Genomic DNA, 24,401 nt, shown 5'->3' on the forward strand with positions numbered 1-24,401 from the left:
TTCATAGCAATTCACCGCATGTGCCGGCGTTCCTGCGGGCATCGCGCGATTAACATTCAGTTAACATTCGTCTGTGACATCGGGGCGACATCACAACATCAGGTGGAAAGAGTTCCACAAGGTATGCGAGTTCGTTCCGAACTGCTGCAGTACTGCTTTCGGCCTGTGCAAACGTTGATTTGCCGGGCGGCGGTGTCGCGCGGCGACGATGACACGCGATCACGCCGCGTGGTGACGGCGCGGTGTGATCTCATGTCATCGTAACATAATATGACGTGGTGTATCCGTGCCCGCGTCGTCGAGACCGGATACGTGCCGGCGACCGCAAGGTGCGTGCCTGGGGCTCGCGCATGGCGTTACGCGCAACACAGGCGCCGCCGCAGCGAACCGTGCGGTGGGCGTTATAGGAGACGGGTGGATAGATGACCGCGATCCTGGGGCTGAACTTCAATCACGCCGATGCGTCGGCCGCGCTGATCCTGGACGGCAAGGTCGTTGCAGCTGTCGCCGAGGAGCGCTTCGGACGTCGCATCAAGCATGATCCATCGTTCCCGGAACACGCGATCAGGTCGGTCCTTGCGATCGGCGGCGTGAGTGCCAAGGACATCGATTTCATCGCGGTTCCGCGCGACGCCCAGCAAAATCGGCTGAGCAAGGCCTTGTACGTCCTGCAGAACCCCTGGCATGGCGCGCAGGCGGCGATGGAGCATCTGCGGCGCGCCAATGCCGAGAAGGGCACCGCCGACCGGGTTGCGGATGCGTGCGGCGAGGCGCCGGGCTCGCTCAAGGCCAAGGTCGTCAACGTGGAGCATCACATCGCGCATATCGCGAGCGCCTATTACTGCTCGCCGTTCGAAGGCGTCACCGCCGGCTTTTCGTACGACGCCAGCGGCGATTTCGTCAGTGCGATGGCCGCGCGATGCGAGGGCAGCCGGATCGAGGTGCTCGATCGCGTGTCCCTGCCGCACAGCCTCGGGTTCTTTTACACCGCCTGCTGCCAGTACATCGGATTCGACGGGTTCGGCGAGGAATACAAGGTCATGGGGCTCGCCCCCTATGGCGAGAACACCTACGCGGAGTTCATGCGCGAACTGGTGAGCTCGCCGGACGACGGCTGGTTCCGGCTTTCGCCCGGCTGGTTCGGAATGCATTCGGGCGGCGTCAGCGGCGGAACGGACGAGCGCAACGCGATCGTGATGGGCCAGCACTACACCGACAAGTGGCTGGAAAAGCTCGGCCCCCCGCGCAAGCGCGGCGACGAGTTGACGCAGCGCGAACGCGACATCGCCCGCTCATGCCAGGTAAGGTTCGAGGACGTCGCGATGGATTGCTTCCAGAAGCTGCATGATCGGGTTCGCAGCAACCAGATCGCCTATGCCGGCGGATGCGCGCTCAACGGCGTGGCGAACGCACGGTTGCTGCGCGACACGCCGTTCGAGAACGTCTATCTCCAGCCGGCCGCGTCCGATGACGGCTTGTGCATCGGAGCTGCGATGTGGGCCTGGCACAATGTCGCGGGCCGGTCGGAGCGCTTCTACATGAAGCACGCTTATTGGGGGCCGGAATATTCGGACAGCTTGATGCGCAAGGCTGCGGAAGCTGCCGGTTTCCCGGTCCACCGACTGTCGCCCGAAGAACTTCCCGACGCGGCCGCCCGACTGATCCGGGCAGGCCTCGTGATTGGATGGTATCAGGGCCGCTCGGAATGGGGCCCGCGCGCGCTCGGCAACCGCTCGATCGTCGCCGATCCGACACGGCATGACATCAAGGATCTCATCAACGCCAAGATCAAGCGCCGCGAGTTGTTCCGCCCGTTCGCGCCGACCATCGTCCGGCATGAGGTGAACAAGTATTTTGAACAGGATGTCTTCAGCCCGTTCATGATGCACGTCGTGAAGGTCCGTCCCGAGTGGCGCGAGCAACTCCCGGGCATCACCCATGTCGACGGCACTGGCCGTCTCCAGAGCATCGAGCGCGAGACCAACCCGCTGTACTTCGACCTGATCGAGGCATTCGGACGCCAGTCGGGGATCCCGATCGTCCTCAACACCAGCTTCAACGAGAACGAGCCGATCGTCGATACGCCGGAGCAGGCCGTGGCTTGCTTCGTGCGCACCGGCCTCGACGCGATCTGCCTTGGCAACTATGTCATCGCCAAGCCGGAGCACGAGGCGCTGGTGCGCGAGGCGTGCAAGGCGCAAGAGGTTGCGGCTGGGTAATCGCTCTGTCTGGCCGCTCGATCGACCCGCGTTGGGTCGCACGCCGCCGACGTCGGCATGGGCGCTACGCAAAGAGCCGCTGCGATCATCGCAAGCGACAACGAAGGATGACCGAATCATGTCACTGGAAAAAATACTGCCGAGCCTGCGCTGTCCAGTTAATGGAGACGAGCTCGAGCGGCGCGGCGACATGTTGATATCGGCGTCCGGCAGGGAATACCCGATCGTTCACGGCATTCCCGTGCTGCTGTCCAATACCGACGATCCGACGCTGTGGGTCGTCAAGGCTTCTTACGAAGCGGCGCGCAAGAATCCCGAGGATCCGTACCAGGCCGATACCGTGGCCGTCCTGCCGCACGAGTTGCCGGCTCTGAAGGAGCGTCTGCGTCGCGCGGGCGAGGAGAAGGTCGATCCCGTTATTTCCTTCCTGATTATCGCGACGAACGGCTATCTCTACGGCGATCTCGTCGGCACCCTCCAGGAGGTACCCATTCCGCAAATTCGTTTGCCGCAAGGCGAGGGCTTGCTGCTGGACATCGGCTGTAGCTGGGGGCGGTGGTCGGTTGCGGCCGCGCGCAAGGGCTATTCGGTCGTCGGTATCGACCCCTCGCTGGGCGGCGTCCTGGCGGCGCAGCGTCTGACACGGAAGCTCGGGCTCGACGTAACGTTCGTGGTCGGCACCGCGTTGCGGCTTCCGTTCGCTTCCGGCACGTTCGACCACATCTATTCCAATAGCGTGCTGCAGCACTTCTCCTACGAGAACGCCGAACTCGCCGTTCGGGAAGCCGCGAAGGTCTCCAAGAAGGATGCCTCCCTTCTGATGCAGATGCCGAACAAGTTCGGTATCCGCTGCCTCTACCATCAGGCGCGACGCGGATTTAGCTCCGGGACCGGGTTCGACGTCCGCTACTATTCGCCCGGAAATCTCAGGAACCTGTTCTCTTCGAGCTTCGGTCCGAGCGAGCTCAGCATCGACGGCTTCTTCGGACTTGGCATTCAGGCATCCGACCGCAAGTTCCTGCCGCTCTCGAAGAGGTTGGTCGTCGACGCATCGGAGTCTCTGCGCGGTGTATCCAGGGCGCTTCCCGGCCTCCTCAACGTTGCCGACAGCCTTTACGTGAATTCGCGCCGCGCGGCCTAAGGCCGATCGACGCCGTCCATCGTGAAAAGGCAGCTGCTGCCGGCATCACGCCGTGAAATACCCATGGAGCTCTCGGTCAGGATATCGCCCCGGCCGTCATCTCCATCGTCCGACCGTGAGTCGCAACGATCTCTGTCAGCGTTCTGCCAAGCTGCCTTGCCGGAATGCTGATTTCGAAACGTCGCAGAAAGCAGTCCCGCGCAGCTCTGCTCATCGCGTCCCTGGCGGGCGGGGGCAACGTCAAGAAACGCGCCAGCATGTCGTTGACGCCGGCCTCGTCGTCGGTCGCGACCAGGCCAGCCGCATCGGACACGATCTCGCGCCAGATGTTGACCTTGTCGGTGATCATGACCGGCTTGCCGGCTGCAAGGGCTTCGGCGACCGCGACGCCAAAATTCTCCTGATGCGAGGGCAGCACGAAAGCGTCGCAAGCGCGTAGCGCGCCCCATTTGACGTCGCCGAAAACAGTGCCCGGCCAGTGGATGCGTCCGTCGATGCCGGCCGCGCGCGCCTGCGCCTCTAGCTCATGGCGCCATCCGATCTGGTCGGGGCCCGCGATCACGAGATCAAGCCCGGGGTGTTGTGCTGCGATTCCTGAGAATGCGGTGAGCAGCAGGTCGCAGCCTTTCTTGGGATGAATGCGGCCGAGAAAGAGCAGGAACGGCCGTTCGCCGAGCGCGGGCAGGGATTTGCGGAAGGCGCCGATCTGCTGCTCGCCATCGCCGGCGATGTCCGCGGTCCCGTAGCCGACGATACGCTCGTTCACCCGGTACGGCCAGAACGTGCCGCGCGCCCGGATCATCTCGTCCTCGGTGGTGAACAGCACGGCGTTGGCGTGGCGCAGCAGCGGACCCTCGCTGAACAGCCAGAGCGCCTGCTTGAAGGCGTGCTTCAGGCCGCCGCGTGCCCAGGGATCAAGCATGCCGTGAGCGAATACGACGTAGGGAATGCCGGACCGCGGTAGCGCGCGCCGCGCTCCCAGAGCCGCATAATTCCAGAGTCCGTTGACCACCGCGATGTCGTAGCCGCCGATATGCCGCTCCAGCCATGGCACGAAATCCGGAACATAGCAGTAATGCGTCCACAGCCAGTTCAGCGCCGTCGTCGGGCGACCTATGTCGCCGTGGCCGAGTGCGAAGGTCGGCACGGGGCATTCGGCGACCCAGGGATCCCCGGGGGCGTCCAGGCAGACGATGTTCGTCTCCACGCCGAAAGCGCGGCGGGCTTCCGCCTGGCGCAGCAGCCCTTCGATGGCGCCGCCGTAACGCGGATCGACCGAGGCTATGATCTCGAGCACGCGCACCTGACGCTAGTCTCCCCTGAAAGACCTCACATGTAGGTGTGATATATAACGTTACTATGTAAGCTGCGTCGATCATTGTCGGACCGGGCAGGCGGGCTTCATCAACGTGTTAACAAAGGCTGCGATCACATCGCGTTCGCAGTGGTTTGCAGGCTCCCGGCCACGCATTCGAACGACGCCATGGAGCCGATTGCCGGCGAAGGAATGCAACGATGAGCAACGAGCAGATCGAGGCCGCGCCGCTCGTCGCGATGGATGCGCCGCCGCCTTCGGTCCGGGAAACGGTTCTTTCGATCTGGCACCGCGCCATGGGCCCGAAGGGGCGCCACCCGAACGCGGACCTCTGCCAGATGGGTGTCGGCGTCAAGCGCCTGTTCCGGATGCTCGACGAGATCGAGCAGACGCTCGGCAAGAGGATCCCGCCCGGCACCGCACTCCGGCTGCGCACCGCCGAGGCGATTGCGGATGCCGTCGCGACCGACAATTGGCCCGCTCCTTCGCCGTTGTTGCAGCTGAAGGACGGTGATGATCGTCCGCCGCTCTACATGATCGCCGGCGGCCATCGCATCGTGCTCGAAATCATCGCGCTGTCGCAGGCGACCCGGCACGGCGGCAAGACCTGGGGCCTTCAGGCTCCGGGGCTCGAAGGCGAGACGCCCGAGCTCGAGACTGTCGAGCAGATCGCCGCCCGCTTCGTCGCGCATCTCGGCGGCGACCCGGAGCAGCCGGTCAACATCGTCGGCTATTCGTTCGGCGGCGAGATCGCCTTCGAAATGGCGCGGATGCTGCATGCCCGGAATCGAAAGCTTGGCCTGGTCGGCCTGATCGATACCGGCCTTGCGGAGCGGCATTGGCCGCGGGCGATGCGTCTGCGTTATCTTGCGCAGAGCACGCTGTCGCGCGTGCGGACCTTGACCGGCGCACCCTCTGGCGGACGCATCGAGGCATTGCGCAGCCTGACGCGCCCCTTCGTCAACCGTCTGATGGGCGCGTTCTCCTACAATCCCGCCTTCTCCGAATCCTACGAGCCTGATCTCGATCCGAGGCTGCGGGTCCTGAAGGATCTCGCGATCCAGGCTCATGAACGCTACGCGCCGAAGCCCGTCGCGTTTCCGGTCGTCCTGTTCACGTCGCGGCGGAAAACATCCGATATCGCCGATCGCGTCAAAATGTGGGCGCCGAGCATTGCGAACCTCGAGGTGGTCGAGGTCGACGGCTCGCACACGACGATGGTGCTGCCCCCGCACGTCAACGGGCTCGCCGCGGAGATCTCGGCGCGTCTGGTGCCTTCGCGCACGTAGCGTCTGGCGAGCACGAGACCGGTCCGCTTCAGCCACCTCAAGTCTTCGGAAGCTGTGGTGCCGGACCCGCGGTCGCGGGCCCGCGCGATTCTGCGCCTGTCATCACGCGCTGCTTTTTGTTTGCCGACAGAAAAATGCACCCGGCAAAGCCGGGTGCATGTCTTGCTTGTAACAGTGTCGAAGGAGCCGATCAGGCGCCCGACTTGCTCGTGCAACCCGGGACCGACGGATCGCCCGCGGTGCCGAGCTGCGACGGGCCACCCGTCAGCATCGGAGCGATCTGGTCGCGCCAGGCGTTCGGGATCGTGGCGAAGCCAGCCGAGTTGATGATCGCCGCGGCGTGGCTGTCGTAGTAGTGGAAGCCGAGGTAGTTCTCGAAGTTGGAGAGCGTGCCGCCGCCGGAGCGGGAGGCATTGTAGCACTGGTACATGTCGATCCAGGTGAAGCCTGCGATCGGATACGAGTTGGGCGTACCCGGGTTCGGCACCTGGCCCTGCGAGCTCCAGTTCAGCGGATTGGCGCGCGCGTTAGCGTCCGGGAAGATCGGGTTGGCGGCGGCCATCGTGTTCAGGATGCGGGTGGGCGAGGGCCACTGGAACGCACCGGTGGCGTTGTCGACGTCGTACTGCGACTGGACGTTGGCAACCTTCATACCGGTCGAAAGAACCGGCTGAGAGTAGTCGGTGGTCGAGTAACCGATCGCACCGTTGGTGCTTTCGATCGCGCTCTTCATGCCGCCGTTGCCGTTGGCACCGACGAACTTGGAGCCGGACGGCGGGGTGAGGGTGACGCCGCAGCCATTGGTCGCGGTGCCGGTGAAGTCCGGCCAGTCGATCGTGTTCGACGCACGGAAGAACACGTCGGGGCAGGCCGTGTTGGCATGATCGGAGAACCGGAATTCCCACGAACGAACGCTCGGCGTGGCGCTGAGCGCGTCAGTGGTGTTGATCGGGCCGCTGATGCCCTGGCACTGACGGTAGAGCGCGTTGGTGAACAGGAAGTTGGTGCCGGAGCCGTCCGAGCGATGCTCGACGGTGATCTGGCCAGTGCCGAGAACGGTGTTGTTGTTGGCCTTGGTCAGCTCAGGGTCGTTCCAGGCGGTGATGTGGCCGGTGAAGATGCCGCAAACAGCCTTGCGAGTGAGGTTCAGGCCGCTGTAGGCACCCGGATAGCCGAAGGTCGTCTTGTCGGCGGTCGCACCGGCCGGCACGGCGTTGGCGATGTTGAGGGTGGTACCCGCACCGTCCTTGCCGTTGAACGCGATCACGACCGCGCCAGCGAGCGCGGGCATCTGGATCGCGTTGCCGCCGATGGCCTTCGCGGGGCCAGCAGCGTAGTTGGCCGCGTCGGTCTCGTTCCAGATATCGTCGCTGCCGATGAACTGCAGGTTCGGATAGCCATAGGTGGGCTGGAAGGACGAGACGAACGGAACGTTGTTGCTGGCAGACGGAACGCCGAGACCGGTGGCGGCGCTGGACGCGTCGTAAGCGATCAGAGCGCGCTTGCCGGCGCCCGAACCGACCGGCGAGTACAGGATCTGCATGTTCAGGCCGCTGGAGTCACCGCCAGCGTTGGCGCACTTCGGGGAGATCGGGTAGGCGGCGAGGAAGCTGGTGGGCCAGGTCGGGCCGGACGGATTGCCGTCGACCTGAACGGAATGGCAGTCCATCAGCTGACGGTACACCGGCGCGGGGAACGTCGCACCGCCACCGAAGACGAGCTGCGCATTGGCAGGCTCGGCTGCGGCGCAGCAGCCGACGGCGGCCGACGCCAGCAAATAGGCTTTCCAGTTTTTCATTGAACACTCCTGTCGAATTGTGATCCCGACCTCTTCCCACACGGGCCTCGTGTCAGGCGCGGCGGACCGTAGGGGCGACATGTTATGATTTAACGTTACATTTATGAAATTAACATTCGGCTTGTTGATGATGTGATATCGCGCGCCGCGATGCGCGAGCTCGGTGCGCCTGGAACGCATTGAGCCGCAAGACGTATGCAGAGTTGTCGCCGCGCCGTTTCGCTCGAACTCTTTGAGAGCAGCCTTGCGTCGTCGCGCAAGTTCGTGTCGCGTGCAGCCAATGAGACCAGGATCGTAGCCGTGGGCGCCGAGCCGATTCCGCCATTTGGCGCCTCGCGGCGCGCACGATATCATTCGTCACAAATCCTTCTCGCCTCCATCATGAGAGCGTTGCGCTTCGATTGTTACAGACGCCGCCGGCCCTGCTGCGCAGGATTTGCGGCAGCAGCCATGACGCCCGCAGCGGGGCGCGCGCAAAGCCCGCGCGAAATCGAGCGCCAAACAGAGAAGGACATGCGATGATCACGTGGCAGGAGGGACCTCCACCGTCATTCGATGATTGGGTGGAGATGCGGGAATTCTACCTGAGGCTACTCCGGCCGCGCAGATGAACGCTACGGCTGAGATGCAGGCTCAGCGTGGCCGCCGAGAAAGTTCCGGGCAGAGGACATCAATCGATGGCGCCGTGTCACTTCGCGCGAAGCACGAGGCGACATAAATTCGTGTAATGGTATGTATCGTAACATAGTCGAGGAATTATGATGGTTCTCAATCGTGACCGCCACCCGCTGTCGTCCGGATTGCCGGCCATGCCCGGCCGGACAATTGCGGCTCTCGTGATGGCCGCGTCCTTGTTCGCTGCGGGCGGACCGTGCCACGGCCAGGCCGCCGCAAGCGAAACCGTGATTGCCAAGGTCGACGAATTGGTGATCGACCAGACCGAATACGATCTGGCACTGCAGGCCTTTGCCGGCGACATGCGCGGACTTGACGAGAAATCCCGCCACGATTTCCTCGTCCAGTATCTGATCGACCTCAAGCTGATGGCGAGGGAGGCCCGCAAGGAGAACCTGGCGCTCGACGAGGCGGCCCTGCAGCGCAATTTCGATTTCCAGCGCAACAAGGCGCTGATGGAAAAATTGCTGGGCACCGTCGCTCAAGCGGCGATCACCGATCAGTCGGTTCGCGCGGCCTATGATCGGGCCGTCAAGGACGTGACGTCCGAGCCTGAGGTTCGCATGAAGTTCATGCACTTCAAGGTCGCCGACATCAAGGACGAGAACGCCGTCGCGGCCGTCGAAGCCAAGGCCAAGGAAGCGGTCGAGCGCGTCAAGAAGGGCGAAGATTTCGCCAAGGTCTCCGAGGAGATGACGGGCACGTCGGCTCCGGCCACGTTGATCGAAGCGAATTTCATGAACAAGCAGCAGATGGGACGCGATCTCGCGCCGGTCGCCGCCGACCTCAACATCGGAGCGGTCTCCGCGCCGATCAAGACCGAGCTCGGCTGGGACGTCGTCAGGATCGAGGACAAGCGGACGCGGACGCCGCCGGAATTTGGGGCCGTGCGCGACCGCTTCGTCGCGGTGGTCGGCCGGCAGGCTCAACTCGAGCTGATGGAAAAGCTGCGTGCCGCCGCAAAGATCGAGCGGTCCGCCAGTGCCCAACCATCCGAAGGCGAGCCGACCACGGCGGCGCAGAAGTGAGGGCCTTGCCAGGCTCGACGCCGGCGCTGCGCCGCAGCGAACGGGGTGAGTAAGTGTCACGGCCTTCCGGCGATGGAAGGCCGTCATCCCCGGATGAACGGAGGCTTGATCGACGGCGGGCTGGGCATTGCATGGACCGCGCCGGCGATTGTGACGGACTGTGGATGCCGAACTCCGGCATGCACGATCGATTGTTGAGCACGATGCCCGAACACGAATCCTCCGCAAGGCGCCCGTTCTCGACGATCGCCAATATCGGGCTTCTGCTCGGCGGCTTCGGGTTCGGACAAGGCTCGATCTTCGTCGCCCAGACCTGGCTCGTCGCAGCCGGCGATTACCATTTCCTGGCTGCCTTCGGCACACATTTTCTGTTTGCCGTGCTCGGGACCTTCCTCGTCGATGCCGGTTCGATCACCACGCTGGCGCGGCACGCGGCGGCGTCTCCGCGCGATCCGGCGTCGCAGCAGCGGCTTTGGCAGTTGTTCTGGAATACGGCGACGTTCCGCCTGGCCACGGCCGTGATCCTGATCGTCGCGACGATCGTCTATGCATTTTCTCCCATGGCGGACGGATTTTCGCGTTCCTATGCGCTGCTCGTGGCGCCGGCCTTTCTGTTCTTCGCAGGCAACGCCGCCGGGCTGCTGGATGGACTGAAGTTCAGCGGCATCAGCGGGATCTGTGGCGCGCTGCCATATGCGTCGTCGGCGTTCGCCTTGGTGCTGGCCCGCCATCAGTCGCCTGAAGTTGCCGGCGCCATTCTCGGCACCGCCTTCTCGGCGGGAAGCCTGCTCGCGATTGCGGCGCATTGGATCGTGCTGGCCAAACTGGGTTGGCAGCCCCGGCGGGGGACTGTGACAGTGCGCGGCCTGCTCGTCGCTGCGCGCGAAGGAGGGGCTATGCTTGGCGTCATGCTGCCGGGACAGCTCTATGGCCGGGCGCAAATGCTGCTGAGCGCGGCCTATCTCGGTGCCGAGACAACCGCTCTCTTCATCTATGTCAAACAGATCGTCTCCGGCGTCATCCAGGTCATTGCATTCGTTCAACGGGTCGAATTCCCGACGCTGGTCAGGCGGTTGTCGACGCCGCATGGGGGACTGTTCCGGACCATCGTCAGTGCCCAAAAACTGGTGGCTGCGGCCGGTATCCTCGCAACCTTGATTGTATTGGCGGCCGGCTTGGCGGTGGCCTCTTGGCCGGAAAGCCGGTTTGGCGCGGTCGCGCCGCTTCTGAGTGCGTTTTCCTCGACCATTCTGGCAATGACGGCGCTGCTGCTGGTAGCCCAGTCTCTTGCCGCGACCGGCGCCTATGAGGGTTTGGCGATCGACAATATCGTATTCAATGCGATGGGCTTGGCGGCCGGCTTCCTGTTCCTGAGCAGATTTGGCGTGTTCGCCTTCCTGGCGGGAGATCTGTTTTCGATCACAAGCGGCTTTCTGCTGATGGCACTCCGCCTCGGCAGGTTGAGGCAGGCCGATTTGCCGGCGGTAGGGCAGCAGCCGTGAGCGTCGCAGCCGATATCCGATTGCGCGACAGCGCCCACGCACTTTCGGAACCCGTGGGATACCGGCTCTTCACCGCGAGGTCTGCAAGGCTCACATTCTTCATCGGTTACTACATCTTGAACGTGCTGTTCGCGGCCGACACGTTCGTCGCCGCCCTGACGTTTCCCTCGTTCCTGCTGTGCTGCTTCAACGTCTCGCGGATAGCGGGCGCCTATGCGACCGTCGAGGACATGCTCTGGCTGCTGATGTACGTGTTCTTCGTCATCGCACCCTGTCAGACCCTCAGTTTCGGGCATTTCGAGAACGAAGGGCCGGTCAGCGGGTTCTTCTTCACCAATTCGGAGATCGCGACCGCGTCCGCTATTATCTTCATCTTCCTCCTGTTTGCGACCGTTACGACTGTTCTGGTCAGGCGGCTCGTCCCGACAGCGGCGCCTGTGCAATACCGGTTGAAGGACTCTGCGCTGCCTGTCCTGCTCGCGCTGAGCGTCATTGCCTTCAGTGTGTTCGTCGTATTCCAGGGCGGCCTCGGCAATGTGCTGGCGGATCGATATTCGAAAGAAGTGTCCGATGATGCCGCAGCAGGAATTCTCGCGACCTCCGCGCTCGCACTCGAGATGGTCGCCGGTCTCCTGATCTGCGTCTATCTGAAGTGCATGCCGTACCGGACAAGCACGGGCCGGGCCGTGGTCATAATTTCGTCCGTCGTCGCATTCGGCTTGCTGCTGGTTGCCCAAAATCCGTTCAACACGGCCCGTTTCTACTTCATCATTACCTGGCTGCCGATCATTCTCGTTCTCATTTCCGGCAAAGTCGGCATCAAGACGTTCTATCTGAGCGTATTGATCGGGCTCATCGTCGTTATGCCCATGCTGAACCTGACGACCCGATCCGGCGCTTCCCTGGCCGAAGCCGCTGAAACCGTCGACGTGTCGAGCGTGCTCACGATTCCCGGGCTCGATGTGCTGGACATGCTGGTCTACGAGCTGCGCTATCTGGAGCTGTCGGACTTCTTCTGGGGAACGAAGACGCTCGGTATCCTTTTCTTTTTCGTTCCGCGCGGCCTGTGGTCGGGAAAGGAAACGGTTCTGGCCAGCGATATGGGTGTTGTGCTGGCCGACCTCGGAATCGCGGGGACACCGAACCTGTCCGGCTTTGTCGCCGGAGATTTCTACGCCGATCTGGGCATGGCGGGTGTCGCGATCGGCGCGGTCGCGATCTCCTTTCTGCTGACGTTTTTTGGCAGCAAGCGCGCGGTCCTGGTGCACGGGATGGATTTGCGCGCCTTCATCTTCATGGCCTCGGTCCCGATTCTCGTTCGCGGGTCGCTCGGATCCGTGATCGCATTGACCTTCGTCGAGATGATTGCGCTGGCGGTCCTGACTCGCGTCTTGTGCCGGCGAGCCTGACCGATCCCGCGGGAAACGGGACGCCAAGTCTCGATCAATTGGAAGTCTCGATCAATTGGAGGTCTCGATCGATCGGGCGGGCATGGTCTCCAGGACGGTGCCTGTATGAGAGATGTTATCATATCGGGTTGCGGAATTATGATAGGAAACCAAGCCAAGTAACTTCTGTCATGTCCGCCGGGTAAGCGTAAACCATGGTTGTCCCCAGTCGATCTGTTGCTGCGACGGGCGTGGCCGTAACAAGACAGGAGGCTTCCATGGAGCAGATTGAATCGATCTCCGGATATGCGTACGAAGACGCGGAGCTGAATGACTCGCACAACATTCTCGTCCCGTGCCTTTTTGCCATCCTCAAATCACGCGGTGCGGCGAAAGGCTCCCGTGTGATGGATCTCGGATGCGGTAACGGCGCTATCGCCGAATTGCTCCATCGCGATGGTTTCGCGGTCGTCGGCGTCGATCCCTCGGAATCCGGCGTCCGCCAGGCCAAGATCAAGTATCCGCATCTCCAGATCGATCGGGGATCGGCCTACGATCCCGTCGCGGAAAAATATGGAAAGTTCGACTTCGTCGTCAGCCTGGAGGTCGTGGAACACCTGTATAATCCGCGCAAATACGCGGCCGCCGTCTACAGCCTGCTTGCGCCGGGCGGGACTGCGATCATCAGCACGCCCTATCACGGCTACTGGAAGAACGTCACGCTCGCCATCTCGGGCAAGATGGATAATCATTTCACCGCGCTATGGGACCATGGGCACATCAAGTTCTGGTCGTACAAGACGCTTCGCTTGTTGCTGGAAGAAGCCGGGTTTCGCGACATCGAGTTCCATCGTGTCGGGCGGATTCCTCCCTTGGCCAAATCGATGCTGGCCGTTGCCCGGAAATAGCGTGCAGGCAACGAGGCTGAGCCCACATCGGGAACGCAATTGCATGGTTCGGACGGCCTCAATCGCGCTCGCGCTAATTGCATTTACCGTCGTGAGCGCCTCCGCGGAGCCGAGCATCTTCTGGTCCAGCGATCCCGTCGGTCCCGATGAGACGGTGATCGTCACAGGCGACCATCTTGATACCGTCACCGCGATCAATATCGATCGCGTTCCCGACGGCGCCTCGAATGCGAAGCCGGCTGCGACACAGAGTGTCGAACTGCTCCAGCAGAACGCGCAGTCGGTGAAGTTCATCACACCCAGGGATCTTGCCGCCGGAATCTATCGCTTCACGCTGGTGTACCCGCAGGGCACGATGTCGAAGCGCCTCAACTTGCCGACGGTTTACTGGTCCCAGACCGCGCGCGGCGACACGGTATCGCCCGGCGGTACGATACAGGTATTTGGGCGCAATATCGTGCGTCGCTCAGCCGCGGCGAGGCTGGTGCTGGTGCCGGAAGCCGCTGGCCAGCCGGTCGCGCTGCCAGCCGCCAGCGGCGATCTCTGGCGCGGGAGCTTTCGCGTTCCTGATACGCTGCCGCTCGGCGATTATCGCCTGCGGCTTTCCAATGGCGATGGCGGCGACGATGAATTCGTCGATGCGGGACGCATTCATGTCGTCGTCGTGGCTGCGGAGAACGGCCGAACCTTCAACGTGCGTGACTACGGTGCAATCGGCGACGGCGCCGTCAACAGCGCCTTTGCCATTAGGGCCGCGGTCGACGCGGCCCAGCAGAGTGGCGGCGGCACCGTCTATCTTCCGCGCGGCCGCTACCTCATGACCGGAACGCTGATGCTGCCGCCCGGCGTCAGCTTGAGGGGCGAGCGCACCGATATCGTCAATCTGGTCTGGCAGGATGCGGAGAACCCGCCGGAAGCTCTCATCGCCGGGACCACGAATTTCGCCATCGAGGATCTCACGATCTACGCGTCCCGGCACGGTCCCATCGTCACGGGAGGGTTTCTGAAGGACCAGCCGCTGCCGAATGCGTCTGACATCGCGATCCGGCGCGTGCGGGTCCGGGCGTCGGCGTTTCGCGGTCACTTGACCCCGCTCCAGACCTATCAGCGCATGTTCTATCTGGAACAGCATTATGGCCAGTACCTTGATACGATCCGGTTGACCGGCGATCGCCTGACCGTATCCGATTGCGACCTGGTCGGATCGGGCAGGGCACTGTTTCTTCTCAAAGCGACCAACGCCGTCGTCTCCGGCAATGTGCTCAACAACGGCCGGTTCGGCTGGTACTCGATCACCGGGGCGAACCGGGTCATCTTCGAGAACAACATCGTTGCCGCTGCCGACCTTCAGGGCACCGGCGGCACGGTCAACAATCTCTGGACTGACGTCACCGGCTCCGAGAACGTGATCTTCGCCCACAATACGTTCAAGTCGATGTACGGCTGGGATCGTGAGGCGGTGGGGACTGACGGCGGCGGCGGCTTCTATTTCGGTCCGGTCTCGAGTCTCGCGCCGGATCGTCTATCGCTGCCGGGGCCTGCGAACGAGCAAATCATCGCAACGACCTGGGTCGGTGCCATCGTGATGGTCGCGGACGGGCTTGGGGCCGGCCAGTTCGCGCGCGTGGCCCGGTTCGATCCCGCCGGCGACGACAAGCCGATGTCGGTCTCGCTCGACCGCAAGCTGGCAGTGAACCTCGACGCGACGTCGGTGGTCACGATCGTCCAGATGCACCAGAACTATTTGGTCGTCGACAACACGTTCGAAGACACAGGCGTCGCGGCGGTATTCTATGGCACCGGCTTGAACCACGTGCTCGCCGGGAACGTGTCGGTGCGAACCGGCGGTTTCTTCGCGCGCGGGATGTTCTACCACCATTTCCAGCCGAGCTGGCAGATCCAGATCCTCAACAACCGCATCACCGAGGGCAATGCCTACCAGGCTGGTCCTGATCGGACCACCGCGTCCGGCGAGGCCCTGATCGCGGTTCAGGCCGTTCGCCCGGCGGGCTTGATGAAGCAGCCACCCCTCGTCCGCGGTGTGATCGTGCGCGGTAACCGGATGGATGAAGACTCTCATATCGAGATCAGCGGCGTATCGCCGGTGTTCCCGGGCGTCCGTGACGTCGTCGTGGAGGATAATGTCATCGGGGCGTCGCGTGTGGGGCTGGTGATCGACCGCGGGGTCCAGCTGACGACCGAACGGCGCAACACCGTCAATCGCATTCCGAGATAGCGTTCAGGCTAGGCCGCCGCCGTGGCACGTTCGAGCTCGCAACCTCTCTTGCGCAAGAAGGCGCGCTCAGCACCGCAAGCTAGCGGGTCAGCGCGTAGGGATCGATGATGCCGCTCTCGGCGATGGCAAGACATCCGGTCTGGGATTCGTGGAGATTGTCTTCCGCGGCGTAGTTTGTACAGCTCCAATCATAGTTGGACCCATTCTTCGAAACGATTGACGCGACGTCGAGGACGCGGACCTGGGGGTTCAATGGATCCTGGTCGCTCAGCCGGTGGTCATTCTGCCAGGTAACGCCCGCTCGAAGCGTGTCGACCACGGCCTTGATAAGGTCATTCGCCGCTTTTGCTTCACTCGGAGCGAATGGGAACGTGAGCGCTGACAATGATTGCGCGGACTTTCTAAGGCTGGTCCAACCGTTCCACAGTGTCGTCTTGTTCTTCCAGAAGTTCTCCATGAATTTGTCGTCGCCTGCATCGTTAATGCAATCCCTGCCTCCCAAATCCTCGATGAGGTTCGTGGTATATTGCCCGAGGCCGAAATGCGGAACCATGCTTGGGAACACATCATTGGGATATTTCGCAAACGTCCCACTCACATCGGCGAGCGGTTGGCCTGGTATCGCAAGATTGATGTACGCGTAGGCTGCACCGATGCTGCGTTCGACTTCGCCCCGATCGTCGCGGACGCCATCGAACGTGTCTCCAATTCCGCAGACGCGGGAGTCACCCCACAACGAGAAGGCTGGCTTTCGCGACTGCCCGAGAATGGCAAGAGGCCGAACAGATGCCCATTGGGCGGCACTGCTTCCGTAGATGAGACCGTTACCTGTAAATGCCCAGAAACCCAGAGTAGGGTCCTGCATCACAGGATTGGTGAGAAGCGACGCGTCGGCCGCACAGTTTGTTTCGCGGAGCGCCTTGTTGAAGCTGCGCGGGATGTTGCTTTGAAGATTGCCGATGTCCTGGCACAACAGCCCGGCTGCGCCTGTCGGATCCTTCTGCGCCAATCGCACCCAAAACAGGGCGTTGTCCGGGATCGCCACGTTCAGGGTGATTTCATCGGAAATCAGGAACAGCTTGAAGTCGGGGTTGTCCTCATGGGCACCTGTGCCAATCACCTCAGAAGCGCAATTCCATGTGACTTGCGTCAACGTATTGAGCGGATACTCGATCTGGGCTTGCCAGACCTTTCGCGTCTGCGGCAGGCTTGTGCCCCCACGCAGTTCGGCACCAGAATTCTGAGCGTTTGAAGCGTCAATCCCGAGCGGTTGAAGTGGGGAGAACGGGATAGCACCTGCGGTACACCGAGAAATTCCTTGTTCGGCGCGTGGCAGCCGGTTGCGACCTGCCGGAGAAAGGTCGGTATCGCAATGCCGCACCCCTGCGCTGGAGTATTCACAGCACAGCTCTGGGCCAATGCCGGGACTGACTGTCCGATCGCCATCGCCGGCACCGCGCCCAAACCCGTCTTCAAGATCGCGCGTCGCGACAGCAATGACATGGCAAGCCCCTGGTTCCCTGCCTCGATACCTACGGTTCCAATGTTGTGTTATGATAACAATGTTATGGTTGTTGAGATCGCTATGTCACGCGCGCGTGTTTTATTTCGCCGCGGCAGGGAGCGGGACGTCTCGTGGATAGAGACTGAACGAGGCCGGCAGGACGAGGATTTGGACGAGGTCGCGACAATGGCGCGAATCCTCGGCGGACAAGTATGGATACCCGAACGGTCTTACCAACCAAGGCAATCGATCAGGCCGAGCGCGATGATGCCGGTGGGACAATCTCCGTGTCCGATCTGGTCGAGCAGGTCTGGGGCTTCATCCGGCGTCAGTATCTCGTCTTCCTGATCGTCACGGCCTGTGCGATCGGCCTTGGCCTTGTCTATCTGCTGACGACGCCGGCGCGCTACACCGCACATGCGATGATGCTGATCGATTCCAGCAAGCTGCGGGTGTTGCAACAACAGCAGCAGCAGGCGTCATTCGCCGACACGCCGCTCGACACCACCCAGATCGAAACCCAGGTCGAGGTCCTGAAATCGGATGGCCTCGGGCTTGCCGTCGTCAAGGAGAAGCACCTTGCCGATGACGCCGAGTTCGCCGCGACGGGGGGACGCTTCTGGCGGACTGACGATCCCGCGCAGAGTGCGGACAGTCGGGAGTCGCAGGCGCTCGACGCGCTGTTGCGCCAGCGCGCCATCAGCCGCGTCGGCCGCACCTACGTGCTCGACATCGCCTTTACGTCGCTTAATCCCGCGCGCGCCGCCGAAATCGCCAATGCGATCGCTGAGGCCTACATCGACGACCAGCTGGAGGCGAAATACCAGGCCACGCGGCGGGCCAGCAAATGGCTCCAGGACCGGATCGCCGAGCTGCGCGAGCAGGTCTCCACGGTCGATCGCGCCGTGCTCGACTACAAGGAAAAGAACAAGATCGTCGACATTGCGGTCGCGTCGTCGGCCGGAGGTGCCAATACCAGCACGCGATCGCTAGAAGAGCAGCAGCTTGGCGAAATCACGAGCCAGCTGAGCACTGCGCGCGGCACCAGCACCGAGGCGAAGGCGCGGCTCGATCGCATCCAGGAGATCCTGAAAATGGATATCCCCGATGCGTCGGTAGTGGATTCGCTGAAGAGCGAGATCGTCATTCGCCTGCGCAATCAGTACCTCGACCTCGCCGCGCGCGAAGGCATCCTGTCGCAACGCTACGGCAGCGACCACCAGGCCGCGATCAACGTGCGGGCCCAGATGGCGCAGATCCGCCAGTCGATCACAGACGAGCTGCGCCGGATCGCCGAGGGCACCAGAAGCGACTACGAGATCGCGACCGCGCGCGAGCAGTCGCTCAAGAACAAGCTCGCCGACATGGTCTCGGACGCGCGGCTCACCAACCGCGAGCGCATCGGCTTGCGCGAGCTCGAGAGCAACGCCCAGGCAATCCACACCATCTACGACGCCTTCCTGCAGCGCTACATGGAAGCGATCCAGCAGCAATCGTTCCCGATCACGGAATCCCGAATCATCAGCCCGGCTACCGCGCCCAAGCAGAAGAGCAGTCCGCGCACGAGTGTCGTGCTGGGTCTTGCCACGGTGCTGGGCCTCGTCTTCAGCCTCGCGGCCGCGGCGTTGCGCGAGGCGCTCGACCCCGTGTTCCGCAGCACGCGGCAGGTACGGGAGACCCTCAACGTCAAATGTCTCGCCGTCGTGCCGCAGCTCGATGCGCCGCCGCGTGCGCATCTGCCGGCGTCATGGCGGCGACATTTCGGCGGCAACGCCGCCTCGCCGGCGCCGGCGGATCCGCTACTGGGCCGGGCCGTTCGCGATCCGTCTTCGCTGTTCGCCTCCGCCTTCCGCGCCATCAAGGTCGCCGTTGATGTCGGCACGGCCGGCGAGGGTAGCAGGGTCATCGGCGTGATCTCGATGCTCCCGGACGAAGGCAAGTCGACCATCGCGGGCAATTTTGCCGAGCTGATCGCCCATGTCGGCAAGAAGGTCATCCTGATCGACGGCGATCTGCGCAATCCGACGATCAGTCGGGCGATGGCCGCGCACGCCACCGATGGCCTGTTTGAGGTTCTCGCCGGAGAGGCCGAGCTCGACGATGCCGTTCGCGTCGTGCGCGGGTTCGCCTTCCTCCCGATGATCGCCGAGTCCGGTCGCGGCAACGAGCTGCTCGGCTCGGAGGCCCTGAAGCTGCTGGTCGAGCGGCTGCGCGAGACCTACGACTACATCATCATCGACCTGCCGCCGCTCGGTCCCGTCGCGGAGGTTCGCTCGACCGCGAGCCTGGTCGATTGCTATGTCCAGGTGATCGAGTGGGGCCGGTCGCGCAAGAACTCGGTGCGGCAGCAACTCCTGGGTGCGCCCGAGATCCATGAGCGGCTGCTCGGTGTGGTCCTCAACAAGGTCGACCTCCGGGAATTCGGGCGGCATGAGGGCCTCGATGCCGCCGACGGCCAGCACGGCTACTACTGAGCGCTGAAGCCGCCCGATGCCCTGGTCACGCCGCCAGGCGACCTGCGGCCGCTGGCCCATTCGGTCGCAGCACCGCTTTTTCCTTTAATTTCGTGATCGAATTTGCGATGCAGGCTCCCGGGGATGGCGGCAGCCCGAGTCTGGGCGGAATTTTGGGAGGATTCCGGTGTGTGGTAACGCGGACGCGGGCGTTCCGACCGGGACATCGGGGCGAACGCGGGTTAACCATCGGCAATTCAACGCCGGCGCGAAGGCTTTACTAGGCGGTCGATCCGCGCCAAGGCTGGCGTCGTGAACGCACCCCGACTTTTCATAACTATGTTGAAAAGGTTAACTGATAGCGCTTACTAGGGTGAAGCGGGACAGAGGCCAAAGAGGGCGAGATGGTCGGCAGGAGACATGATTCGCGGGAAATTTCGGACAAGCTGGCCCAGGCGGATCAACTCGCGGCCAGAGGCAAGACCCAGCGCGAAATATCGAAAGCGCTCGGCGTCAGCATCATGACCTATCATCGCTGGAAGAAGTTGATCAAATCCCCGGAGCCGGGGATGGATGGTGCGGACAGCATGGTCGTCAGCGGCATCAGCGCGCCGCGCGATTCCTCGTCCGCCGATGCCATCAAGCGGCTGGAGTTCGAAAACGCCCAACTGCGACGTCTTGTGACTGACATGTTGCTGGAAAAGCTGAAGTACGAAGAGGAGCTTCGTGCGCGCCAGGAGCCCCGGCTTCGCCGTCCCGAGAAGGGCTAAGACTTGGTCCCGAGCTAGGGCTTGATCCCCAGCGGGGGCGGCAAGTCGAAGGGCGAGGCAGGCGGAAGGGCGACAGGTAGCTGCGAAGCCGCCGTCGCGATCGTCGGCCCAGCCTGCTCGGCGCCGTAGGACACCCAGACATTCGGATCCGCCGCGCTCTGCCGTGACAGATAGCGATAGCTGGTCTCGTACCAGAACAGGATTTCCGGCGTCTGGTTGTCGAGGATCATTTCGCCGCGGTCGGACCGGACGGTCAGGACCGCGTGACGCGTCTTATCCCGCGTCTTATCCCGGCCGCGCTCCTCGACGATCGTGATCAGCAGCGCGCCCACCGGCCAGCCAGCCTTGGCGAGCATTCTGCGCTTGAGCAGGACCATGTCCTCGCAATCGCCGCGGTCGAGCGGATAGGCCCAGCGTTCGGTCGCGCCGTACAGCTCGGCGTCGCTGGTCCAGATCACGCGGTCATTGACGTATTTGTTGATCTCGTAGAGCTGCTGGAGCAGGTCCGGCGTCAGCGTCATTTCGCGCGCCTGCCCGGCGGTCGGCTTGCACTCCTCGGCATTGGCCGCGCAGAGCTGCAACCATCCGTTCGGCGCCTTGGTGGCGTTCCCGATCGCGGCGAACAGCGCCGGGCGGGCGAGGAAGGCGTGGGCCGGCGCGCCATCCAGTGAGACGGTCGCGGTGAGGGCGACGGCAGCCATCAGCCATCGGCCAAGCCGTGCGACGGCGTTGCGCTGCTCCCTGCAAGATCCGGTCATGCCTGTCCCCATCGGCGTCTGGATGGGAGGCTCGCAGACAGACTTCGCAATGCCGCTAAGCCGTTCCTTCAAATTGAATCGATCTCGGAGAAAGTCGCACCTCTCCCACTGGTTATGGTGTGGCTTCGATTAACGCACGCACGCGTGTAGCTCAGCCAAATGCTGAGCCTGAAGGGTCACCGTCAACTCATTGAAATGACGTCACATGCGGCCGCTGCAGGACGGCGCGCCGATCCCCTAGCCATATTCCTCGCCGATCCCGTATTCCCGGTAGATCTCGAGCGGATCGAGGTCGGGGAACAGGCGGCATTTGGCCTGGGCAAGATGCAGGCTCACCGCGGCCGGCTCCTTGCCGTTCGACAGCAGCTTGCGGATGTCGTCCATATGCGCGCCCGGCTGGTGCTTGGCCTCGAGCTGCTCCAGCGCGACCAGCGCGGTTGCGAGCGCCTCGGTCAGGACCCAGTCGTCGTGGCCCGTGATTCCCTTCTTCGGCATCGGCAGACCCCAATCCGCAGACCTCACGCATGGCAGCGGCAGCAGTCTACCGTAGCTCCCGCCGAATCTCCATCGAGCCGCGGGCTGCGTGGAACAAGGCGAGGGGCTGCTCTTGCTTGCATTATGGCGGCGCGTGGCTAAAAGGCGGCGGCACGCGGGCAATGGTATCTTTGTTGAAACAAAATCGGCGTAGACGGGCCTCGCGCGACCTCTCTCGGCTGGAGCCAGCATGGTCTTTCTAAGCTTCGTCTACCGTTTCCTGACCAACTTCGCGTTCATGGCGCTGGTCTATTTCAGCCTGAACTTCATGGAGAAGTATCAGAACCGCGCGGTCCTCGCGATCCTGGTGCTGGTCTATAGCGGCATGCGCGCGGCCTCGACACTGCGTGCGTTCTACTTCTTCCAGAAGATCGAGAAGCTGGAAGCCGAGACCAAGCGCCTGCAAGGGCCGATCAATGACGGCTCCGGCGGAACGGCGGGCCGCAGGCAGATCGTGATGGATGTCGCGCGGCTGCGCCGTGACGGCGAGCTCAAGTCCTATATGGACCTGTTCTTCCTGGCGCTGATCGTGCTGCTCTGCGTCGCCAACATCATGCGGCAGTAATAACTTTTATTCAGGCGCGCTTCTTCACTCTGGTGGCGACGCGGGTCGGGCGGGGCGCCGTGCTCTTGGCTTGAGCTGCGCGCTTCGGCGCTGCGTGCGCAGCGTGTGCGGTTCGCCGTGCCTGCATCTTGGCCGCCTTGCCCTTGCCGGCATGTGGTGCTTCGGCTGCCATCGCGAGCCGGGTTGCGGCCCGTCGCGACAAGGTCGTCGATAGCAGCACCTCGACCGAGCCCTCGGGGATCGCGAACAGATCGCGCCCGGGCGCGGGCAGGGTGGCGGCGACATCGGCCTGCGCCATGGTCTTGCGCGGCAACGCCTGTGGCTGGTGCGCGGTCTGCGTGTTGAGATCGGCGAGGCCGGGTGCCGGCAACGTCTGGGCCTGCGCGAACACGAAGTTCGGCACGGAAGGCCAGCGCGCGATCGGCGTCGTCTCCGTCGGCGGATGCAGCAGCCACTCCACGGCGGTGGTCGGCGTCGCCGGCTGGTCGGCGGTCGTGGGCACCACATGAACGATGCGATAGCCGCGCGCCTTCAGGTCGCGGATGATTTTTGGCAGCGCCGCCACGGTGCGCGCCTGGATGTCGTGCAGCAGCAGGATACCCTTGCCCTTGGCCTCCAGCCGCTGGATCGCGAGCTGGTAGACGCGATCGGACGAGATGTGGCGCCAGTCGTCGGCCGGGAAGTCGGCGCTCCACACCTGGATGCCGCGCGAGATCAGAAGGTTTTCGACGCCCTCGGCGCGCATCAGGCCGGGAATGCGGAAGAACGGCGCGAGCTTGGACGGATCGGTCATCGCAGCCGACGTCCACTCGATACCGCCGTTGATCTGCACCTCGGCCTTGTCCAACGGCATCCGGTCGAATGTCAGCGGATGGTTCATGCTGTGCGTGCCGACAGTGTGGCCCGCCGCGACCAGCTTGCGCACACCTTCCGGGTTCGCCTTGGCCTGTTCGCCGATGATGAAGAAGGTCGCCTTGATGCACTCGTCGGCGAGGATCTGCAGCACCTGGTTGGAATTCTTCGGCAGCGGACCATCGTCGAAGGTCAGCACCACCTCGTGGTCCTTCAACGGCAGCGTCTCGCGGTACTGCATGGTGCCGATGCGCGGATGCTCGTGCGGGTCGACAACGAGCGTGCGCGAGGTGCCGAGGGCGCCCGGATGGCCCGGGCATTCGGCGGCGAAGGCCGCCGGCGACGCCGTGGTCAGCAACCCCAGAAGCAGGACCGTCCACGATCGCGTCCGAAAAACAACGCTACTGCTGATCATGAACCCGGTCTGCCCTTATCTGCGTTTGCCGCCATCATAGGTCGGAGACATCAGGAAACGGTTCAGGCGCAAAGACCTTTCCCGCCTCGGGTCCCCCTCAGTCTTTGCCCGGCGTAGCATGAACAGAGTGTTAATAGGGCTCAAATCACCCCATTTTGGTCCGGCGTGACATTCCGGCATCAATGCGCGTCGGCGTTCTTCTGTGATGTGCCCGCCGGCACGATGTGGACCACGTGATAGCCGTTCTCCCGCAAATACCGCAGGAAGTCCGGCATCATGGCCGCCGTGCGCGCCTGGGCATCGTGGAACAGGATGATGCCCTTGCGGGCGGCGGCCACGCGATCGGTAATCAGCTTGAGTTCCTGCTCCGGTGTCATGTCGTTCCAGTCGCTGGCCCAGAAATCGGCCCCGAACACCACGATGCCGCGCGACTGGAGCAGGTCGAGCTGGGCTTGCGTCGACTCGAAATAGGGGAAGCGGAAGAACGGCGTCGACGGCGTCGTCGTCGAGACCCCGTGCAGCGCCATCTCGTCGGAGGCGATGCCGCGGTCGATTTCGTACTTCGCCGCATCGGCCGGGATCCGCGCCATGTACGGATGCGACCAGGTGTGGTGGCCGATGGTGTGACCCTCGCGGGCGATGCGCTTGACCATGTCTGGAAATTCGGCGGCGCTCCGGCCGACCAGGAAGAACGTCGCGCGCACGCATTCCTTCGCCAGCGCCGCCAGTACCTTGGACGTCGTCTGGGGACGCGGGCCGTCGTCGAAGGTCAGCACCACCTCGTGATCGGCGAGCGGCAGCGTCTCCGGAAAGCTCTTCAGGCCGACGCGCGGCGTGGTCTTGGCATCGACGCTCAGGATCCGCGATGTGCCGAGCGCGTCGCTCCGCGGGCAGTCGGCGGCCTCGACCGAGCCGATCGTGGCGAGGGCCGCGAGAGCAGGGCCCGCAATGATCGAGGTCCATTTCAGCCGCTGCATCTTTGCCATTGCACTCCCGATTGCCTTGAGGGTATTGCCTGACCGTCAGCCCAAATCACCAACCTGTCCAACGG

At 63.2% G+C, this 24,401-nt stretch carries 19 protein-coding genes; 11 read left to right on the top strand and 8 right to left on the bottom strand.

Annotated elements, in window-relative coordinates; all coding sequences use genetic code 11:
* The first annotated feature begins 422 nt into the window (after nt 1-422).
* Together FXB40_RS36255 and FXB40_RS36260 are read left to right on the top strand one after the other, a co-directional pair.
* The gene (locus FXB40_RS36255) at nt 423-2,219 is read left to right on the top strand and encodes a carbamoyltransferase family protein (RefSeq protein ID WP_148777071.1); all 1,797 of its coding nucleotides are present in this window, start codon (nt 423-425) and stop codon (nt 2,217-2,219) included.
* 118 nt (nt 2,220-2,337) lie between these two features.
* On the top strand, nt 2,338-3,360 hold the full coding sequence (locus tag FXB40_RS36260; protein WP_187437390.1) for a methyltransferase domain-containing protein: 1,023 nt from the start codon (nt 2,338-2,340) through the stop codon (nt 3,358-3,360).
* A 76-nt stretch (nt 3,361-3,436) separates the two neighbouring features.
* Here the strand turns inward: FXB40_RS36260 and FXB40_RS36265 are convergent, their stop codons facing one another.
* Nucleotides 3,437-4,663 carry a glycosyltransferase gene (locus FXB40_RS36265; RefSeq protein WP_148777073.1) on the bottom strand — a complete coding sequence of 409 codons (1,227 nt, stop codon included), beginning with the start codon at nt 4,661-4,663 and terminating at the stop codon, nt 3,437-3,439.
* A gap of 212 nt (nt 4,664-4,875) precedes the next feature.
* Between FXB40_RS36265 and FXB40_RS36270 the strand changes: the two genes are divergently transcribed.
* On the top strand, nt 4,876-5,964 hold the full coding sequence (locus FXB40_RS36270) for a thioesterase domain-containing protein (protein ID WP_148777074.1): 1,089 nt from the start codon (nt 4,876-4,878) through the stop codon (nt 5,962-5,964).
* Nucleotides 5,965-6,154: 190 nt separating this feature from the next.
* Here FXB40_RS36270 and FXB40_RS36275 read toward each other — a convergent pair whose 3' ends face one another.
* Nucleotides 6,155-7,762, bottom strand: coding sequence for a substrate-binding domain-containing protein (locus FXB40_RS36275; RefSeq protein WP_187437391.1), 1,608 nt, complete (start codon nt 7,760-7,762; stop codon nt 6,155-6,157).
* 761 nt (nt 7,763-8,523) lie between these two features.
* On the opposite strand from FXB40_RS36275, the gene FXB40_RS36280 reads away from it, so the two are divergent.
* Complete coding sequence (locus FXB40_RS36280; RefSeq protein ID WP_187437392.1) at nt 8,524-9,465, top strand: peptidylprolyl isomerase; 942 nt, start codon at nt 8,524-8,526, stop codon at nt 9,463-9,465.
* 83 nt (nt 9,466-9,548) lie between these two features.
* On the opposite strand, the gene FXB40_RS36285 is transcribed toward FXB40_RS36280, so the two are convergent.
* Nucleotides 9,549-9,896: a hypothetical protein gene (locus FXB40_RS36285; RefSeq protein WP_148777077.1), complete on the bottom strand. Its 348-nt coding sequence runs from the start codon at nt 9,894-9,896 to the stop codon at nt 9,549-9,551.
* 87 nt (nt 9,897-9,983) lie between these two features.
* Here FXB40_RS36285 and FXB40_RS36290 point away from each other — a divergent pair, with 87 nt between their 5' ends.
* The 4 genes from FXB40_RS36290 to FXB40_RS36305 all read left to right on the top strand — a co-directional run bounded on the left by FXB40_RS36290 (nt 9,984) and on the right by FXB40_RS36305 (nt 15,499).
* On the top strand, nt 9,984-10,967 hold the full coding sequence (locus tag FXB40_RS36290; protein ID WP_148777078.1) for a polysaccharide biosynthesis protein: 984 nt from the start codon (nt 9,984-9,986) through the stop codon (nt 10,965-10,967).
* Entirely contained in the window at nt 10,964-12,376 is a 1,413-nt protein-coding gene (locus tag FXB40_RS36295; protein WP_148777079.1) for a hypothetical protein, read from the top strand. Before FXB40_RS36290 ends, FXB40_RS36295 begins: the two co-directional genes overlap by 4 nt.
* A 257-nt stretch (nt 12,377-12,633) precedes the next feature.
* Complete coding sequence (locus FXB40_RS36300; RefSeq protein ID WP_148777080.1) at nt 12,634-13,263, top strand: class I SAM-dependent methyltransferase; 630 nt, start codon at nt 12,634-12,636, stop codon at nt 13,261-13,263.
* A 43-nt stretch (nt 13,264-13,306) separates the two neighbouring features.
* Nucleotides 13,307-15,499, top strand: a complete 2,193-nt coding sequence (locus tag FXB40_RS36305; RefSeq protein ID WP_148777081.1) for a glycosyl hydrolase family 28-related protein — start codon at nt 13,307-13,309, stop codon at nt 15,497-15,499.
* Between the two features lie 79 nt (nt 15,500-15,578).
* Here the strand turns inward: FXB40_RS36305 and FXB40_RS36310 are convergent, their stop codons facing one another.
* On the bottom strand, nt 15,579-16,880 hold the full coding sequence (locus FXB40_RS36310) for a hypothetical protein (protein WP_148777082.1): 1,302 nt from the start codon (nt 16,878-16,880) through the stop codon (nt 15,579-15,581).
* Between the two features lie 410 nt (nt 16,881-17,290).
* Here FXB40_RS36310 and FXB40_RS36315 point away from each other — a divergent pair, with 410 nt between their 5' ends.
* Both FXB40_RS36315 and FXB40_RS36320 read left to right on the top strand, forming a co-directional pair.
* Nucleotides 17,291-19,477: an AAA family ATPase gene (locus FXB40_RS36315; RefSeq protein ID WP_210352217.1), complete on the top strand. Its 2,187-nt coding sequence runs from the start codon at nt 17,291-17,293 to the stop codon at nt 19,475-19,477.
* 383 nt (nt 19,478-19,860) lie between these two features.
* On the top strand, nt 19,861-20,226 hold the full coding sequence (locus FXB40_RS36320) for a helix-turn-helix domain-containing protein (RefSeq protein ID WP_148777084.1): 366 nt from the start codon (nt 19,861-19,863) through the stop codon (nt 20,224-20,226).
* A gap of 14 nt (nt 20,227-20,240) precedes the next feature.
* On the opposite strand, the gene FXB40_RS36325 is transcribed toward FXB40_RS36320, so the two are convergent.
* Both FXB40_RS36325 and FXB40_RS48330 read right to left on the bottom strand, forming a co-directional pair.
* Nucleotides 20,241-20,984: a transglutaminase-like cysteine peptidase gene (locus FXB40_RS36325; protein WP_187437393.1), complete on the bottom strand. Its 744-nt coding sequence runs from the start codon at nt 20,982-20,984 to the stop codon at nt 20,241-20,243.
* 237 nt (nt 20,985-21,221) lie between these two features.
* Nucleotides 21,222-21,479 carry a hypothetical protein gene (locus tag FXB40_RS48330; RefSeq protein ID WP_187437394.1) on the bottom strand — a complete coding sequence of 86 codons (258 nt, stop codon included), beginning with the start codon at nt 21,477-21,479 and terminating at the stop codon, nt 21,222-21,224.
* Between the two features lie 229 nt (nt 21,480-21,708).
* On the opposite strand from FXB40_RS48330, the gene FXB40_RS36335 reads away from it, so the two are divergent.
* Complete coding sequence (locus tag FXB40_RS36335) at nt 21,709-22,083, top strand: hypothetical protein (RefSeq protein ID WP_148777086.1); 375 nt, start codon at nt 21,709-21,711, stop codon at nt 22,081-22,083.
* Between the two features lie 10 nt (nt 22,084-22,093).
* Here FXB40_RS36335 and FXB40_RS36340 read toward each other — a convergent pair whose 3' ends face one another.
* Both FXB40_RS36340 and FXB40_RS36345 read right to left on the bottom strand, forming a co-directional pair.
* Nucleotides 22,094-23,350, bottom strand: coding sequence for a polysaccharide deacetylase family protein (locus FXB40_RS36340; RefSeq protein WP_148777087.1), 1,257 nt, complete (start codon nt 23,348-23,350; stop codon nt 22,094-22,096).
* Nucleotides 23,351-23,529: 179 nt separating this feature from the next.
* Nucleotides 23,530-24,336 carry a polysaccharide deacetylase family protein gene (locus FXB40_RS36345; RefSeq protein ID WP_148777088.1) on the bottom strand — a complete coding sequence of 269 codons (807 nt, stop codon included), beginning with the start codon at nt 24,334-24,336 and terminating at the stop codon, nt 23,530-23,532.
* Nucleotides 24,337-24,401: the final 65 nt, after the last annotated feature.

The organism is Bradyrhizobium rifense (genome assembly GCF_008123425.1).
Lineage (GTDB): Bacteria > Pseudomonadota > Alphaproteobacteria > Rhizobiales > Xanthobacteraceae > Bradyrhizobium > Bradyrhizobium rifense.